This is a genomic window from Fusicatenibacter sp. (assembly GCF_050872605.1).
Lineage (GTDB): Bacteria > Bacillota > Clostridia > Lachnospirales > Lachnospiraceae > Fusicatenibacter.
This window is the reverse complement of record NZ_JBNMHD010000003.1, coordinates 1-16,023: the sequence shown is the minus strand read 5'-3', so window position 1 is coordinate 16,023 and position 16,023 is coordinate 1. Positions and strand designations below refer to the sequence as shown.

The following is a 16,023-nucleotide window of genomic DNA, read 5'->3' as shown; positions in this document are numbered from 1 at the left end:
CACGTTATATCACATTTGACAATATATTCTTATATTCCCCTCCTTTCCATAGTTTTCCAGTACCATCTGGCTGTCGTACAGATGACGGTATGCGCCGTTCTGTTCCATCAGTTCCGCATGCGTTCCACGCTCGCAGATGGTACCGTTTTTCAGGAAATAAATCTGATCTGACTGTACGACGTTCGCAAGGCGGTGGGAAATCAGCAATACCGTTTTCGTCTTTGCGAGTTCATGAATCACATTCATGATTAGCTCTTCACTCTCGACATCAATATTCGATGCGGCTTCATCAAAGATATACACCGCACTGTCGCTCCGAAGCAGCGCCCGCGCAATCACAAGACGCTGGCACTGGCCGCCGGAGAGGTTTCCTGCTTTTTCGAGAAGCTCTGTCTGCAGTCCGTTCTGTGTCTGTAAGAATCCCAGCAGATTGACTTTCTGCAGAACCGCCTCCATCTCCTCCTTCGTCGCATCCGGTTTCGCCATGCGCAGGTTCTCTTCTACGGTTCCTTTAAATAAGTAACTGTTGTGGCGGACCAGAACAACGTGCTTCATCAGATCCGTCTCAGCGACTTCCGAGAGCGGCACGCCGCCCAGGGTGATGCGCCCTGTATATCCACGGTTCTTTGCCGCAAGGATACCCGCAATCGTACTCTTTCCGCAGCCGGATTCGCCGACCAGCGATACAAAACTGCCCGCTGGCAGCGTAAGGTCGATGCCCTTTAAGATTTCACGGTCCTCTTCATAGGAAAAATGTGCATCTTCCAACACGACATCGAGAGGCCCGTCCGTCAATGTCTGATCGCCCGTCTTTGGCTCCGGCAGATCAAGGATTTTGAAAATCTTGTCACTTGCTGCCATGCCGTTCATCGCGATGTGGAAGAATGATCCGAGCAGACGAAGCGGCAGGAAAAACTCGCTCGCCAGCAGCACAATGCAGAGCGTGCCGGACACGGTGAGGTTTCCTTTCAGAAACTCCGATACCGTCACCGCCATACCGACCGCCGCGCCGCCGTACGCTACGATGTCCATCACGCTCGTCGAGTTGAGCTGCATCGTCAGAACCTTCATCGTGATCCGGCGGAAGTTCTGGGATTCCACGTCCATCTCGTCCGCCTTCTGCTGGTCAGCCTGATAGATTTTTAATGTCGTCAGTCCCTGCAGATTTTCAAGGAACGAATCGCCAAGCCCGGTGTAAATACTCCAGTATTTGTTCAGCAGCTTCTTCGCAATCTTCTGCACAACCACAATCGAAATCGGGATCAGCGGTACGCAGATCAGAAGAATCACGCTCGCTTTCATGCTCACCCGGCAGAGGATGACAAAAAGTGTGAGCGGTGCAAGCAGGCTGTAAAATAGCTGCGGAAGATACTTTCCAAAGTACGTTTCGAGCTGCTCCACGCCCTCCGTGGATACCTGTACGACCTCCGAGGATGATACCTGTTCGCTGTAGGATGCCCCCAGTTTCAGCATTTTCTCATAAATTTTTTCACGCAGAATCCGTTTCACATCCACACACGCAAGATACGACGACCGCGCACCCATCCGCTCACAGAAAAAGCGGATCACAACAACAATTGCCAGCGTAAAAACCGTCCGCTTCACAGCCGTCGCCGTTACCGCACCATACACGACCCGCTCCAGCAGATCGGCAATCGTAAATACCGCGATCACCTGCGACAGAAGCGCCGCCCACTGCCACAGGATTGTGTACACGATATACTTTTTCGCGTGGGACAGCAGTCCCACCAGTCTTGTTTTAATCATAAGTACCTCTCTTTTATGCTTTTGCTTTTCGCTTCTCTCTCATGCTGCAGATTAAATGCCAGATAGCTAAAATCGGATGATACAGCAGCATCCGCGGCCCCGAAAACCGCATAACGGCGCGGATCTTTTCCCGCATTTCCGGCTTGTAGCAGTGTACTTTGCAGTTTGCGCAGAATGTTTTCTGTTCCATGAAGGGACATTTCTGGCTCCGCTGTTTTGCATAGTCCGCTAATTTCTGACATTCCGGACACATCCCACCGGATGCATGCCCCTCTTTTCCATGGTTCTTCCGGCAGTACAGGCGGATCATCTCTTCCACGACGTACTGTTCTTTCTGCCGCTTTTTTTCTACTTTGTTCATTCTGTTTCTCCTAGGATATGATCTTCTGTTTTTACGGTTTTGACCCGCAGGAAGAAATACAAAATATGGCACATCCATACCACAGCAATACAGATTCTTCCGATCGGCACATTCTTCATAGCCCAAAAGCCGATCGCCATCACAGCCGTTACCATCCCGATAATTTTGCATTTCGTTCCTACCGTCATCGCCCGATGCTGTACGAAGCTGTCGAGATGCTTCTTATATAATTGAGTTCCAATAAACCAGCTGTGCAGCCGTTCCGAGCTTTTCGCAAAGCAGAACAGCGTCGCCATATAGAATGGAACTGTCGGCAGAATCGGAAGCACAATACCGATGGTACCAAGTCCCAGACACAGAAAACCGAGTACGATCCAAAATATTTTAAATGGACTCTTCATGATTTTCCTCCTTTCTCACCGAATATTAAATAGAAAAATAGCCGCCCATGGTTCTTGGCGAATACATGAGCGGTTAGTTATCACTTACGCTAGTTATAGCTTAACATTGTTTGCCTTTCGTGTCAAACACATTTCACTCCTGAGAGAACACTTTGCACTCGTAGGACAGTATCCTCGCGCATCTCCTTATTTTAATTCACCCCTCTCACAGAGAGTGCCATTTATTTCAACCGCAGCTAAAATGTCATATTTTCCATTTCAACTTGCACCCTCACAAAAGCAAATATCACTTCTTTATATGGGAATTCCTTGGAAAGGAGGGCTAAGCCATGAGTATTATCGACTTCATAGCAGTTGTAAGTTTCGGCTTAACCTGCTTTAGCCTTGGATACAACTTCGGCAAAGATACTGCGAAATCATAAAAATAGCCGCCCAGTCCTGCAAACTTTGGCGACTATTTTTACATAAACCAATAAATATGGACTAACCGTCTATCGGTAGCACTCTTTTCAATATCATAATATCATGCATTTCCGAATATGTCAAAATCTTCTTTCCACATATCCCGAAATCTCCGATACCTCTCCTCTACCAGTTCTTCCCCATCCATCTTCTCATACTTTTCCAGGAATCTCAGAATTTTGCCTCTCAATTCTTCACACACCACTGGCATTGTGTCCACCGTAAACTCCCCCGGCTCTTCCACAATCTCTTCTACAATTCCCAGTTCCTTCAAATCCCCCGCCGTCAGCTTCATCACCTCGGCGGCCTCCGGCGCGCGTTTGCCGTCTTTCCACAGGATGCTTGCAAATCCCTCCGGCGACAGGATGGAGTAGATGGCATTCTCCATCATCCACACTTCATCTGCTACGGCGAGTGCCAGAGCACCGCCGCTGCCGCCTTCTGAAATGACAATAGAAAGAACCGGCGTTTTTAACGCTGACATTTCATACAGATTCCGCGCAATCGCCTCGCCCTGGCCGCGTTCTTCGGCTTCCATTCCGCAGAAAGCACCTGGGGTGTCTACGAGGCAGATAACGGGACGGTGGAATTTTTCGGCCTGTTTCATCAGGCGCAGGGCCTTGCGGTAGCCCTCCGGGGACGGCATGCCGAAGTTGCGGCGGATGTTTTCTTTCGTATCCGCGCCTTTTGCCTCAGCGATGACCGTAACCGATGTGCCGCCAAACGACGCAATACCACCGATGATCGCCGCATCATCGCCATACAGCCGGTCGCCGTGGAACTCGATAAAATCCGGAAACAGCTCCCGAATATAATCCCCTCCGACCGGCCGGTCTTTTTTCCGTGCTTTCTGCACACAATCCCAGGCCGACGAATTCCGCAACTTCTCCCGCTCCGTCTCTTCTTTTTCTGCCCAAAGCGATTTCTCCTGTCCGCCCTTGGCAGTTTCTGTATATTCAGTGTCTGCTGCTGTCTCCTTTCCCTGCAGTTCCTTCCCAGTTTCTTCCGGCACAGACTCCTTCAGCGAACCGCCGCATCCCAAATCCCAGCTTTCCGCACGCTTCCCATGCATCCGCAGAATCTCCGCCAGCACCTCCTTCGCCTCTTCCCGCGGCAGAATCCGATCCACAAACCCATGTTCCACCAGAAACTCCGCCCGCTGGAACCCTTTCGGCAGTTTCTGTCCGATTGTCTGCTCAATAACTCTCGGCCCTGCAAACCCGATCAGTGCATGCGGCTCCGCCAGAATAATGTCCCCCAGCATCGCCCAGCTCGCCGTCACGCCGCCCGTTGTCGGATCCGTCAGCACACTCACATATAAAAGCCCCGCATCACTGTGCCTTTTCAGCGCCGCCGACGTCTTTGCCATCTGCATCAGCGAAACAATCCCTTCCTGCATCCGCGCCCCACCCGAGCACGCAAACAAAATCATCGGCAGCGAAAGCTCGGTTGCCCTCTCCACCGCCCGCGTAATCTTCTCCCCAACAGCCTCCCCCATACTGGCCATCATAAACCTGCCATCACAGACCCCGATCACCGTCTCCATCCCGTTGATCCGTCCCTTACCAGTCACAACAGCCTCCGTAAGTCCTGTTCTCTCCTGCAGAGTCCTCACCTTCTCTTCATACCCCGGAAATCCTAACGGATTTCCAGCCGTCAGCCCCTGATCCCATTCCTCAAAACTCCCCTCATCCAGAAGAAACTCAACCCTCCGATACGCATGCACCCGGAAATAATTCCCACACTTCGGACAAATATAAAGATTCCTCTTCACATCCTCCGTAAAAATAGCCGCCTTACAAGCATTACACTTCTTCAAAATCCCCTGCGGTGCCTCCGGCACAACCCCATCAGCCACACGTTCCTTCCGAAACACCGTCTTCTTAAAATACTTACCCAGCATCATACCACCATCACTCCTTACAATCCTTTATTTCGCGCCAAAGACTCCCGTCTTCCATCCACTCTCTTGTCCATTCCATCCCAGCCGCACCGCCCCGCGGTGTCGCTGACCACACGCTCCCAGTCGTGTGTCTGATCTCAGCCGCCCGGCAGTACAGCAGAGGGGGACGGCGCATTTGCAGGAGGAATTAGAAACACTTAGGCTTCCAGAATTTGCGTTATTTTCAAAAATCCAACTGTCTGAGCGACAGCGAGTTTTGGATTTTTGAAAATGGTTTTAGCAAATGCTGGAGGCCTTAGTGTTTCTTTCCTCCGAAACCGCGCCGTCCCCCTCTGCTGTACTGCCGGGCGGCGTCCGTCTCTCACAATCTCTCCGTCAACCGCTCCACAAACTCAATATCCGCCCTCCCGGCCAGATACTCCTCTTCATTTAAAATAGAATACAAATAATCAACGTTAGTGTCGACTCCCTCGATGACGACTTCCCCCAGCGCACTCCTCATCCGCGCAATCGCCTCCTCACGCGTCCTCCCATGCACAATCAGTTTCGCCAGCATCGAATCATAAAACGCCGGAATCACATACCCGTCATACGCCGCTGTATCCACCCGTACTCCAAACCCGCCCGGCAGATGCATCTCCGTAATCTCCCCCGGACAAGGCCGGAAATTCTTCGCCGGATTCTCCGCATTAATCCTGCACTCAATCGCATGCCCCGAAAGCCGGACCTCCCCCTGCGTCACCGACAGCGGCATCCCCGAAGCCACCCGAAGCTGCTCCTGAATCAGATCCACCCCCGTGACCCACTCCGTCACTGGATGCTCCACCTGAATCCGCGTATTCATCTCCATAAAATAAAAATTCCCGTCCGGCTCCAGCAGAAACTCAATCGTCCCCGCATTCACATAATGCGCCGCCTTCGCCGCCCGGACCGCCGCCGAGCCCATCTGCTCCCGCAGCGTATCATCAATCGCCACACAAGGCGACTCCTCAATCATCTTCTGATGATTCCTCTGAATCGAGCAGTCCCGCTCGCCAAGATGAATCACATTCCCGAACGAGTCCGCCATAATCTGAAACTCCACATGACGCGGATGACGAATCAGCCGCTCCACATACATCGTCCCGTCCGCAAACGAACTTTCAGCCTCCTTCTGCGCCGTCTGAAACGCACTCTGGAACTCCCCGCGTGTCTCCGCCATGCGCATGCCCTTGCCGCCGCCTCCAAGCGCCGCCTTAATCATCACCGGAAAACCAATCCGGTCGGCCTCAGAAAGACCCGTCTCCCAGTCAAAAACAGGTTCCTTCGTCCCCGGAATCACCGGAACCCCGGCCTCCTGCATCGTATTCCGAGCCTCTGACTTATTGCCCAGACGATCCATCACCTCCGGCGACGGCCCAATCCACGTAATATGACACTCCTGGCATCTCCGCGCAAACGTGCTGTTCTCCGACAGGAATCCAAATCCCGGATGAATCGCATCCGCCCCCGTCACAAGCGCCGCACTCAAAATACGTTCCATATTTAAATAACTGTCCTTCGACGGTGCCGGCCCGATGCACACCGCCTCATCCGCGAGCTGCGCATGCAGTGCCTCCCGGTCCGCCTCCGAATAAACAGCAACCGTGAGAATTCCCATCTCACGGCATGCCCGGATAATCCGGACCGCGATCTCCCCACGGTTTGCAATCAAAACTTTTCGAATCATTGTGCTGCCCCCACCATAAAGGTCAGTTCCGCCTGCGCGACCACCTTGCCGTCGACCGAAGCAACCGCTTCCCCGACGCCCATCGGTCCCTTGTGGCGGATAATTTTCGTCTCCAGACGAAGCTTGTCTCCCGGTTTCACTTTTCCCTTAAAACGGCACTTGTTGATGCCGCCGAAAAATGCAATTTTTCCCTTATTCTCGTCAAGAGAAAGAATCGCAACCGCACCGACCTGCGCCAGCGCCTCGATAATCAGCACGCCCGGCATCACCGGCTCCTGCGGAAAATGACCCGCAAAAAAATCCTCGCGGTACGTCACACATTTATACCCAATGCCGAATTCTCCCGGCTCAAAATCTTCTATATAATCCACCAGCAGAAACGGATGCCTGTGTGGAATAATCTCCTGAATCTGTTTCGTTGTCAAACTGTTCATTCGCTGCTTCCTTTCTCGTCCCGGCTTTACGCTTTCACCCGGAACAGCGGTTTTCCGTAATCAACCATCTCGCCGTTTTTCACCAGAACCTCCGCAATCACGCCGTCCACTTCGCTCTCAATCTCATTCATCAGCTTCATGGCCTCCACGATCGCTACAACCTGTCCCTTTTTCACTGTGTCGCCGACCTTCACAAACGGATCAGCATCCTCTGCCGGGGCTGTGTAAAATGTTCCGACCAGCGGTGATGTCACAAAAACGCCTTCTTCTGCTTCGCTGTGCTCCTCAGCCGCTGTATTTTTTCCTGCCGTTTCTTTTCTCTCCGGCATGGCTGCTTCTTTCGCTGTCACGCCATTTGCTCCGCCCATAATCTCTGCCATCTGCAGACCGGCACCGGATGGAACGCCGCTCATCTGCACCTGCACCGGAGCTGCTTTTCCATGCTCCATGGCAATCTTGATCCCATCAGCCTCGTAATCAAACGCGGTCAGCGAAGAATCCGAAACTTTATCAATCAACTGTAAAATCTGATCTAATTCCATCTTATTTTCCTTTCTGCACCGGAACACGGTGCCGCTTTATTCATATTTCTGAAACAGCAGCACCGCATTGTGGCCGCCAAAGCCAAGGGAATTGCTCATTGCCAGTTTCACATCCGTCTCGACCGGAGCGCCGATGCAGTAATTCAGATCACATTCCGCATCCGCTTCCCTGGTTCCAATCGTCTGATGCACGAAGCCATCCTGAATGGATTTCGCACAGACAACAGCTTCCACGCCGCCTGCCGCACCGAGGAGATGACCGACCATCGATTTTGTCGAGTTGACCAGCACATGGTCTGCCGCATCGCCGAACGCTTTCCGGATCGCACGTGTTTCAAACAGATCGTTGTGATGTGTTGAGGTTCCGTGTGCATTGATATACGTAACCTCTTCCGGTTTTACGCCGGCTTCTTCCATCGCAAGCTCCATCGCACGCGCCGCGCCGCTTCCGTCTTCAAGCGGGGAAGTAATGTGGTACGCATCGCAGGTTGCGCCGTATCCGACTACCTCTGCATAGATCTTCGCGCCGCGCTGTTTCGCGTGCTCCAGCTCCTCAAGTACAAGAATGCCGGCGCCCTCGCCCATGACAAAACCATTCCGGTCTTTATCAAATGGAATCGAAGCCCGCAGCGGATCTTCCGACTCGGAAAGTGCGGTCAGTGCCGAAAAGCCTGCCACGCCGACCGGCGTAATTGCGCTCTCCGCACCGCCTGCCACACAGATGTCCGCGTCGTTGTACTGAATTGCGCGGAAGGCATCGCCAATGCAGTGCGTTCCTGTCGCACACGCCGTCACCACGCTGGTACATTTTCCTTTCGCGCCGAGTGCAATCGCAACGTTTCCCGCCGCCATGTTCGCAATCATCACCGGAACGGTAAACGGGTTGACGCGGGACGGATTTCCGGCATCAATTTTGGCTTTCGCCTGCTCACATGCATTCAGATCACCGACGCCGGAGCCCACCAGAACGCCGACGCGGAACGGATCTTCATTCTCCATGGAAATGCCGGCATCTGCAAACGCTTCTTTTGCTGCCGCAACGGCATACTGGGAGAAGGTTCCCATTCGTCTTGCTGCCTTGAAATCCATGCGTTCTTTTGCCACGAAGCCTTTGACCTCGCCTGCCAGATGTACTTTATATTCTGCTGTATCAAATTTCGTAATCGTTCTGATTCCGCAGGCTCCCTCTCGGACGCCGTTCCAGAATTCCTCCACGGTATTTCCAATCGGGGTAACCGCTCCAAGTCCTGTAATAACTACTCTTCTCTTCATTCCAAACTCTCCATTCTTTTCTTGTAACGATTACATCACCATGCCGCCGTCGCAGTGAATCACCTGTCCGGTGATGTAAGCTGCCGTTTCGGATGCCAGAAATGCAGCCAGGTTTGCCACATCCTCCGGCTTTCCGAAATGGCCGAGCGGAATCTGGGATACGGATGCTTCTTTCACTTTATCCGAAAGAACCTCCGTCATATCGGTCTCAATAAAGCCCGGCGCAATCGCATTGACGCGGATGCCGCGGGATGCCAGTTCCCGTGCCGCCGTTTTCGTCAGGCCGATCACACCCGCTTTCGATGCCGCATAATTTGCCTGTCCGGCGTTTCCTGCCACGCCGACCACAGAAGCCATGTTGATGATGCAGCCGCTCTTCTGGCGGATCATCGGCCGTGCCGCAAAGCGGATGCAGTTGAACGTTCCCTTGAGGTTTGTCTCAATGACACGGTCGAAGGCTTCCTCCGACATGCCCATCAGAAGGCCGTCCTTTGTGATGCCCGCGTTGTTGACCAGAATGTCGATTTTTCTATACGAAGCAAGGATTTCTTTGATCCACGCCTCACACGCCGCAAAATCCGATACATTGCACTGCATCACACAGCCGTCTCCTCCTGCCGCGCGGATTCCCGCAAGCACGGTTTCGGCCGCCTCTTTCGAACCATTGTAATTGATGACGACAAAGGCTCCCTCCGCCGCCAGTTTTTCTGCAATCGCACGCCCGATTCCGCGGGATGCGCCCGTTACTACTGCTGTTTTTCCACTTAACATCTCATTCTCCTGCTGCATAATCCACTATCTATAATAAAGTTTCGCACACCTGATGCATTTCCTCATAGGTGCGGATATTATAACCCTTTACCTCCCGGTTGATTTTTCTCAAAAATCCGGTCAGTGTTCTTCCCGGTCCAATTTCCACGAAGGTGTCAACGCCGTCCGCAATCATCGCCTCGATGCTCTGCTGCCACCGCACGCCGGATGCCACCTGCTGAATCAGAAGGCCGCGTGTCAATGCAATGTCACGCACATACTGGCCGGTCACATTCGTTACATACGGGATTTTCAATTCCGTAAAGCCGACGCCCTCAAGCGCCTCGGTCAGTCCCTTGGATGCGGATTCCATCATCGGGGAATGGAACGGGCCGCTTACGTTCAGCGGAAGTACCCGCTTTGCACCTGCTTCTTTTAACTTTTCCGAAGCCTCTGCCACTGCCGCCTCATATCCGGTGATGACAATCTGACCCGGACAGTTGTAATTGGCAATGTAGGCGCCGGAAATCCCGCTCAAAATCTCTTCGATTTTTGCAGCTTCCATGCCGAGCACCGCCGCCATCGCGCCCTCGCCTGCCGGAATGGCCTCCTCCATCAGGATGCCTCTTCTGCGGACGACCTTCATCGCATCCGCCATTTCCATACCGCCGGCGGACACAATCGCGTTGTACTCGCCAAGGCTGAGGCCCGCTGTCACATCCGGCGTAAGGCCGCACGCCCGGATGGACTGCTCCATCGCCATTCCGGTTGTCAGCAGTGCAATCTGAGTAAACTCTGTCTGATCCAGATGTTCATTTTCCTCAAAACAGAGTTTTTTCATATCAATCCCGATCAGCTCGGATGCCATATCGTAGACGGCTCTCGCTTTCGGACATGCTTCATAAAAATCCGCGCCCATGCCGACACACTGGGAACCCTGTCCCGGAAACATAAATGCTGTTTTACTCATAACCGCGCCGGTGCTCCTTTCAGAAGTTCTTCCATCTCATTCATCATCTGCTCGATGATTTCTTTGCAGCTTTTCTCGTCTTTTACCATACCTGCAATCTGACCGGACATCACGCTTCCGGTTTTGACATCGCCGTCCACAACGGCTCTTCGAAGACCGCCGAGCGTCAGTTTTTCCAGCTCTTCGAACGGAGCTCCCTCTTTTTCCAGTTCCAGATAATGGCGTGTCATCTCATTTCGGATCGCCCGCACCGGATGACCGGTTGTGCGGCCTGTCACGCGGGTATCAATATCTTTCGCCTTGATCACCAGCTGCTTGTAATTTTCATGCACAACGGCCTCTTTCGAAGCGACAAAACGCGTTCCCATCTGAACCGCCTCGGCACCCAGCATAAAGGCTGCCGCCATGCCGCGTCCGTCCGCAATTCCACCGGCCGCAATAACTGGAATTTTTACGGCATCTGCCACCTGCGGAACGAGTGCCATCGTTGTCGTCTCGCCGATATGGCCGCCGGACTCACATCCTTCTGCCACAACGGCATCTGCGCCTGCGCGCTCCATTCGTCTTGCAAGAGCAACGGAAGCGACCACCGGGATGACGCGGATACCAGCGTTTTTCCACAGTTCCATATATTTCTCCGGATTTCCTGCGCCCGTCGTAACGACTTTTACGCCTTCCTCGGCAACCACTTTTGCCACCTCATCCGCATACGGGCTCATCAGCATGATGTTGACGCCGAACGGTTTGTCCGTCAGTTTTTTTGCTTCGCGGATTTCATTCCGAACCCACTCTGCCGGTGCCGCCGATGCTCCGATGAGGCCAAGGCCGCCGGCCTCGGAAACTGCCGCTGCCAGATGATGCTCCGCCACCCAGGCCATGCCGCCCTGAATGACTGGATACTGAATCCCGAGTAATTTTGTCACTTCTGTGATCATGAATCGCTTCCTCCTGCTTCCCGATCTTTCTTAGTTTTTGTGCTGCTCCAGATACTCTGCAACATCACCGACAGTTACCATCGTTTCCAGATCCTCGGTCGGGATTTCCACGCCGCAGGTGTCCTCGAGGGACATGACCATTTCAAACAGATCCAGGGAATCTGCTCCGAGATCCTCTTTGAAGGAAGTCTCCGCTGTGATGGTATCGATGTCTGCTCCCAGTGCTTCTGCTACAGTTTCTTTTACTTTTTCTAACATGTTTTTGTCCTCACTTTTTTTCTTATTCTTCTTATTTTATATGGGCGTTTCTTACCATTCCAGGTACGCCGCGCCCCAGATCAGTCCTGCTCCGAAACCGGAGAGAACGATTCTCTGTCCTTTTTGGGCTCTGCCGGACCGGTTCCACTCATCCAGCAGAATCGGAATGCTCGCCGCACACGTATTGCCGTATGCTTCGATATTCCGCGGAAATTTTTCTTTCGGTGCTTTCAGTCGTTTTGCCACGCCGTCGATGATGCGGCTGTTTGCCTGATGAAGGATAAAGGCATCAATCTCCTCGACCGGCACCTCGGCTTCCGCGAGCACCTCGCGGATGACTTCCGGCACGCGGGATAAGGCAAACTGGAACACGGCACGGCCGTCCATCTGCAGATACGTTCCCTTTTCGCAGGTCAGCGACACGCCTTTTTCTCCATCGGAATGGATCTTTTCGCACGCTTTTGTCTTCTGCTCCTCCGCCGTCAGCACAATGGCTCCCGCGCCGTCCCCGAACAAAATGCAGGTTCCGCGGTCACTCCAGTCCACCAGGCGGCTCAGGGCATCCGCGCCGATCAGCAGCACGTTTTTTGCCTTGCCGCTCCGGATATACATCTGGCCCAGCTCATACACCGCAAGAAATCCGGTGCAGGCGGCGCTGACATCGAGACAGGCGGCACGGAAAGCTCCGATCTCATCCTGCACAAGACAGGCGGTATTCGGAAAGATGCTCTCCGATGAGGAGGTTCCAACGAGAATCAGATCCAGCTCTGTCGAGCAGATCCCTGCGTTTTCCAGCGCTCTTCGCGCCGCCTTTACTGCCATTTGGGCAACCGTCTCCTCTCCGGCTATGTGGCGCGCACCGATTCCTGTCCGCTCCCGGATCCAGACATCGCTCGTATCCACCATCTTTTCCAGATCTTCATTTTTCCATATCGTCTCCGGTACATACGAACCGGTTCCCGCAATTCTGCCGTTTTTCACCTTACTGTCCTCTTGCTTATTTCATTCTCAAACATTTTTCTTTTCAAATGTTTTGATATTCAAAGTATATCATCAAAATTCATTTTGTCAACCTTTTTTTATTGCTTTTTCCATTTCCCACTTCTATAATGAAACTATGTTCGGGATTTTTTCAAAACTATTTTCCCGGATTCTATTATTTTGAGCCCCGGCGCAGGTTCTCTATCGAACACTCCGGCAGGCTCCAGAAAGGACACCAAACTTATGCAGGTTCCAATGTCATCCTATCTTGTGGAAATCAAACCACAGATTCAGGAACTGATCTGTCTGCTCGAGCGCGAATTTGATTACGTCAGCGTGCTCTGCACCGATGTCAAAGGTACGACCTACCGCGTCAGCATGCATCAGACCACCGTCGGCGATTATCACTTCTGTGAACGCGGCTTCGTTGTCCGTGCATGGCAGGACGGTTCCTACACCGAATATTCCTTCAACAACCTCACCGATGCCGCAGATCTTGCGGAGGAAATTACTTCCGCGCTGAAATCCGAATTTCAGGCATTAAAGGCACTCGGCATTGCGCAGATGGAGTCTCCTCTCGTGCAGGAAGAAGCCATCGCAAAAACGATGCAGAATGAAATCGAGATTGACCCGGAGACCGTCTCCGCAGAGGAGATTCTCTCCCACCTTCGGAAGCTCTGCGACGCCGGCGCTGCCCATGAAGGAATTCTGGAATTCCAGAGTACCGTCAGCTTTGCCCGTGTCAACAAGCTGTTCCTCTCCTCCAAAAAGGATCTGATGCAGTCCTACGCTTTCTCGGAGGGCTCCCTTTCCGCAATCGGCACAGAAAACGGAAAACAGAATATGTCGTACCGTTCCTGCTCCGGCCTGAAAGGCGTGGAAATCTTAAATGAGATGGATGCGATTGTTGAGGAAATCATCGCCGTTCTGTACGACAAGCTCCACTCCGATCTGGTCATCCCTGGCATGTACGATGTCATCACCGCACCGGATGTCACCGGCGTGATTGCACACGAGGCATTCGGCCACGGTGTCGAGATGGATATGTTTGTCAAAAACCGCGCACTCGCCAAAGAGTATATCGGCAAGCCTGTTGCCTCCCAGCTCTCCTCCATGCACGACGGCGCAGTCGGCGCACAGCAGGTCAGCAGTTATCTTTTTGATGATGAGGGAACGCCCGGCACCGACACCACGGTTATCGACCACGGCACACTCGTTACCGGCATCAGCGATCTGGTAAGCGCACTCCGCCTTGGCACCACGCCGACCGGAAACGGAAAACGCGAGAGCTTCGAGCGCAAAGTCTACTCCCGTATGACCAACACCTACTTCACCGCAGGCACAGACAAACTCGATGATATGATCGCTTCGATTGAGCACGGCTATCTTCTCGAAAGCGTTCAGTCCGGTATGGAAGACCCGAAACACTGGGGCATCCAGTGCATGGTCGGACTCGGCCGCGAGATCAAAGACGGTAAGCTGACCGGAAAAGTCGTATCTCCTGTCACCCTGACCGGCTATGTTCCGGACCTCTTAAAGAGCATCTCCATGGTTTCCGACAAAGAAGAGCTCTTCGGCTCCGGCATGTGCGGAAAAGGACACAAAGAATGGGTCAAAGTCAGTGATGGCGGCCCGTATCTGAAATGTAAAGTGAGGTTAGGCTGATGAACGAATTATACGATGTATTAAAAACAAGCAAAGCCAGCGACTTTCTGATCCGCGAAGAGCAGACCGAATCCCGCGAGGCATTTTTCATCGGTCAGAAGCTCGACATGAGCCGCGCGAAAAAAGTAACGCACACGTTTCTGACCGTCTTTGTCGACAGTGAGGATGGGAAATTCCGCGGAAGCGCACAGAAAGAAATTCATCAGGGCGCTGCGAAAGAAGAGATGAAACAGGAAATCGATCAGGCGCTGTTCGCCGCACAGTTTGTGCAGAATCCATGGTATCCGATCGCAGAGCCATCTGATGTCCATGCAAACGCCGGAACGGCTGACACTTCCCGCGATCTTACCGCTGAGCTTGTAAAACTGGTGCAGGCCATGCAGGAAATCAAGGCGGAAGCGGATTCCCGCATAAACTCCTATGAGATTTTTGTGAACCAGAAGCTGACCCATATCCGCAATTCCCGCGGTGTCGATGTCACCTTCTCCGGCTTTGACTGCGAGATCGAGGTTGTCACCAATTCCCGCAAGGATGATCACGAGATTGAGATCTACAAAGACTTCCGCTTCTCCGATAAATCCGCCGGAGACATCATCGCCGAAGTGCGTGAAATGTTCCACACCGGCCGCCAGCGTCTGAGCGCGGTTCCGACCCGCCAGAACGAGCACGCCGATGTTCTCCTGACCGGAAACGCTGTCGGCAGCTTCTTCCAGTATTTTGCCATGCATACCAATGCTTCTTATCAGTACATGGGTGTTGCAAAGGCAAAAATCGGCGAAGCCATCACCGGTGCAGATGCCGATCCGCTCACCATCCGCCTCGTGCCGACGCTCGATGGCTCCACAAAAAACGCACCGTACGACGAAAACGGCGTTCCAGTGACCGAGCGCATTCTGTTTGAGAACGGCATCTGCCGCTCCTACTGGGGCAGTCTCCAGCATGCCCATTATATCGGCATGAAGGATACCACTTCGATGAACAACCTCGTTGTCGAAGGTGGTTCCAAAACACTCGACGAACTACGCAGCATGCCACATATAGAAATCACCGATTTCAGTGCATTTGACATGGATGCCGTAAGCGGCACCTGCGGCGGTGAGATCCGGCTCGCGTATGAGAGCGACGGAACCACCTCCCATCCGACAACCAGCGGATCGCTTTCCGCCCGTTATGACGATGTACTGAAAAATCTGACCTTCTCGAAAGAGACACAGCAGCTCAACAACCGCGTGGTACCGTGTGCGGTGCTGCTGCGGGGTGTGACGGTGGCGGGAGAATAACGTTTCCCCCAAAGGCGGCCAGTAACCGGCCGCCTCCGCATGAAAGCAAAATTGGCAACAAAAAGGTGATGGTAGAAAACCATTTAAAATGAGCAAATATTGCTGAATCTGGAAATATCTTAAATGAATTATATGCAATCATGTTCAATTTTGCTGCCCATGAAACGAAATCATTAACTGCAATTCTTGCAACCTGTATATTCCGACCGCACAGAACCATCTGCACGGTGATTCAGAACCACTCTATCGCTTGAATAGAGCCACCTTCACGGAAGGTGAGCCATTCATATAAATTTATCCTATAATGAGATTGGCACACACAAGTGTGACTAAT

The 16,023-nt window shown here is 52.7% G+C and carries 15 protein-coding genes; 2 read left to right on the top strand and 13 right to left on the bottom strand.

Annotated elements, in window-relative coordinates; translation table 11 throughout:
* Window positions 1-9: 9 nt before the first annotated feature.
* The 13 genes from ACY2VT_RS01650 to ACY2VT_RS01590 form a co-directional block, all read right to left on the bottom strand.
* Window positions 10-1,767 carry an ABC transporter ATP-binding protein/permease gene (locus tag ACY2VT_RS01650; RefSeq protein WP_461878650.1) on the bottom strand — a complete coding sequence of 586 codons (1,758 nt, stop codon included), beginning with the start codon at window positions 1,765-1,767 and terminating at the stop codon, window positions 10-12.
* A 13-nt stretch (window positions 1,768-1,780) separates the two neighbouring features.
* On the bottom strand, window positions 1,781-2,128 hold the full coding sequence (locus ACY2VT_RS01645) for a nitrous oxide-stimulated promoter family protein (protein WP_022462170.1): 348 nt from the start codon (window positions 2,126-2,128) through the stop codon (window positions 1,781-1,783).
* On the bottom strand, window positions 2,125-2,529 hold the full coding sequence (locus tag ACY2VT_RS01640; RefSeq protein WP_461878649.1) for a YbaN family protein: 405 nt from the start codon (window positions 2,527-2,529) through the stop codon (window positions 2,125-2,127). The genes ACY2VT_RS01645 and ACY2VT_RS01640 overlap by 4 nt, the downstream gene beginning before the upstream one ends.
* A 523-nt stretch (window positions 2,530-3,052) precedes the next feature.
* The gene (locus tag ACY2VT_RS01635) at window positions 3,053-4,897 is read right to left on the bottom strand and encodes an acetyl-CoA carboxylase carboxyltransferase subunit alpha (protein WP_461878648.1); all 1,845 of its coding nucleotides are present in this window, start codon (window positions 4,895-4,897) and stop codon (window positions 3,053-3,055) included.
* A gap of 358 nt (window positions 4,898-5,255) precedes the next feature.
* Entirely contained in the window at window positions 5,256-6,602 is a 1,347-nt protein-coding gene (locus ACY2VT_RS01630) for an acetyl-CoA carboxylase biotin carboxylase subunit (protein WP_461878647.1), read from the bottom strand.
* On the bottom strand, window positions 6,599-7,036 hold the full coding sequence (gene fabZ / locus ACY2VT_RS01625) for a 3-hydroxyacyl-ACP dehydratase FabZ (RefSeq protein ID WP_022462591.1): 438 nt from the start codon (window positions 7,034-7,036) through the stop codon (window positions 6,599-6,601). Before fabZ ends, ACY2VT_RS01630 begins: the two co-directional genes overlap by 4 nt.
* A 26-nt stretch (window positions 7,037-7,062) precedes the next feature.
* The gene (gene accB / locus ACY2VT_RS01620) at window positions 7,063-7,578 is read right to left on the bottom strand and encodes an acetyl-CoA carboxylase biotin carboxyl carrier protein (protein ID WP_461878646.1); all 516 of its coding nucleotides are present in this window, start codon (window positions 7,576-7,578) and stop codon (window positions 7,063-7,065) included.
* Window positions 7,579-7,614: 36 nt separating this feature from the next.
* Window positions 7,615-8,850 (bottom strand): beta-ketoacyl-ACP synthase II, encoded by a 1,236-nt coding sequence (fabF, locus tag ACY2VT_RS01615; RefSeq protein ID WP_461878645.1) that lies wholly within the window; start codon window positions 8,848-8,850, stop codon window positions 7,615-7,617.
* Window positions 8,851-8,880: 30 nt separating this feature from the next.
* Window positions 8,881-9,621, bottom strand: coding sequence for a 3-oxoacyl-[acyl-carrier-protein] reductase (gene fabG / locus ACY2VT_RS01610; RefSeq protein ID WP_461878644.1), 741 nt, complete (start codon window positions 9,619-9,621; stop codon window positions 8,881-8,883).
* Between the two features lie 28 nt (window positions 9,622-9,649).
* Window positions 9,650-10,570 (bottom strand): ACP S-malonyltransferase, encoded by a 921-nt coding sequence (gene fabD, locus ACY2VT_RS01605; protein WP_461878643.1) that lies wholly within the window; start codon window positions 10,568-10,570, stop codon window positions 9,650-9,652.
* Complete coding sequence (fabK, locus tag ACY2VT_RS01600) at window positions 10,567-11,505, bottom strand: enoyl-[acyl-carrier-protein] reductase FabK (RefSeq protein ID WP_022462596.1); 939 nt, start codon at window positions 11,503-11,505, stop codon at window positions 10,567-10,569. The genes fabD and fabK overlap by 4 nt, the downstream gene beginning before the upstream one ends.
* A 30-nt stretch (window positions 11,506-11,535) precedes the next feature.
* Complete coding sequence (gene acpP, locus ACY2VT_RS01595) at window positions 11,536-11,763, bottom strand: acyl carrier protein (RefSeq protein ID WP_022462597.1); 228 nt, start codon at window positions 11,761-11,763, stop codon at window positions 11,536-11,538.
* 51 nt (window positions 11,764-11,814) lie between these two features.
* Window positions 11,815-12,744: a beta-ketoacyl-ACP synthase III gene (locus ACY2VT_RS01590; protein ID WP_461878642.1), complete on the bottom strand. Its 930-nt coding sequence runs from the start codon at window positions 12,742-12,744 to the stop codon at window positions 11,815-11,817.
* 243 nt (window positions 12,745-12,987) lie between these two features.
* Between ACY2VT_RS01590 and ACY2VT_RS01585 the strand changes: the two genes are divergently transcribed.
* Window positions 12,988-14,409 carry a TldD/PmbA family protein gene (locus tag ACY2VT_RS01585; RefSeq protein WP_461878641.1) on the top strand — a complete coding sequence of 474 codons (1,422 nt, stop codon included), beginning with the start codon at window positions 12,988-12,990 and terminating at the stop codon, window positions 14,407-14,409.
* Window positions 14,409-15,689 (top strand): metallopeptidase TldD-related protein, encoded by a 1,281-nt coding sequence (locus ACY2VT_RS01580; RefSeq protein WP_461878640.1) that lies wholly within the window; start codon window positions 14,409-14,411, stop codon window positions 15,687-15,689. The genes ACY2VT_RS01585 and ACY2VT_RS01580 overlap by 1 nt, the downstream gene beginning before the upstream one ends.
* Window positions 15,690-16,023 lie beyond the last annotated feature (334 nt).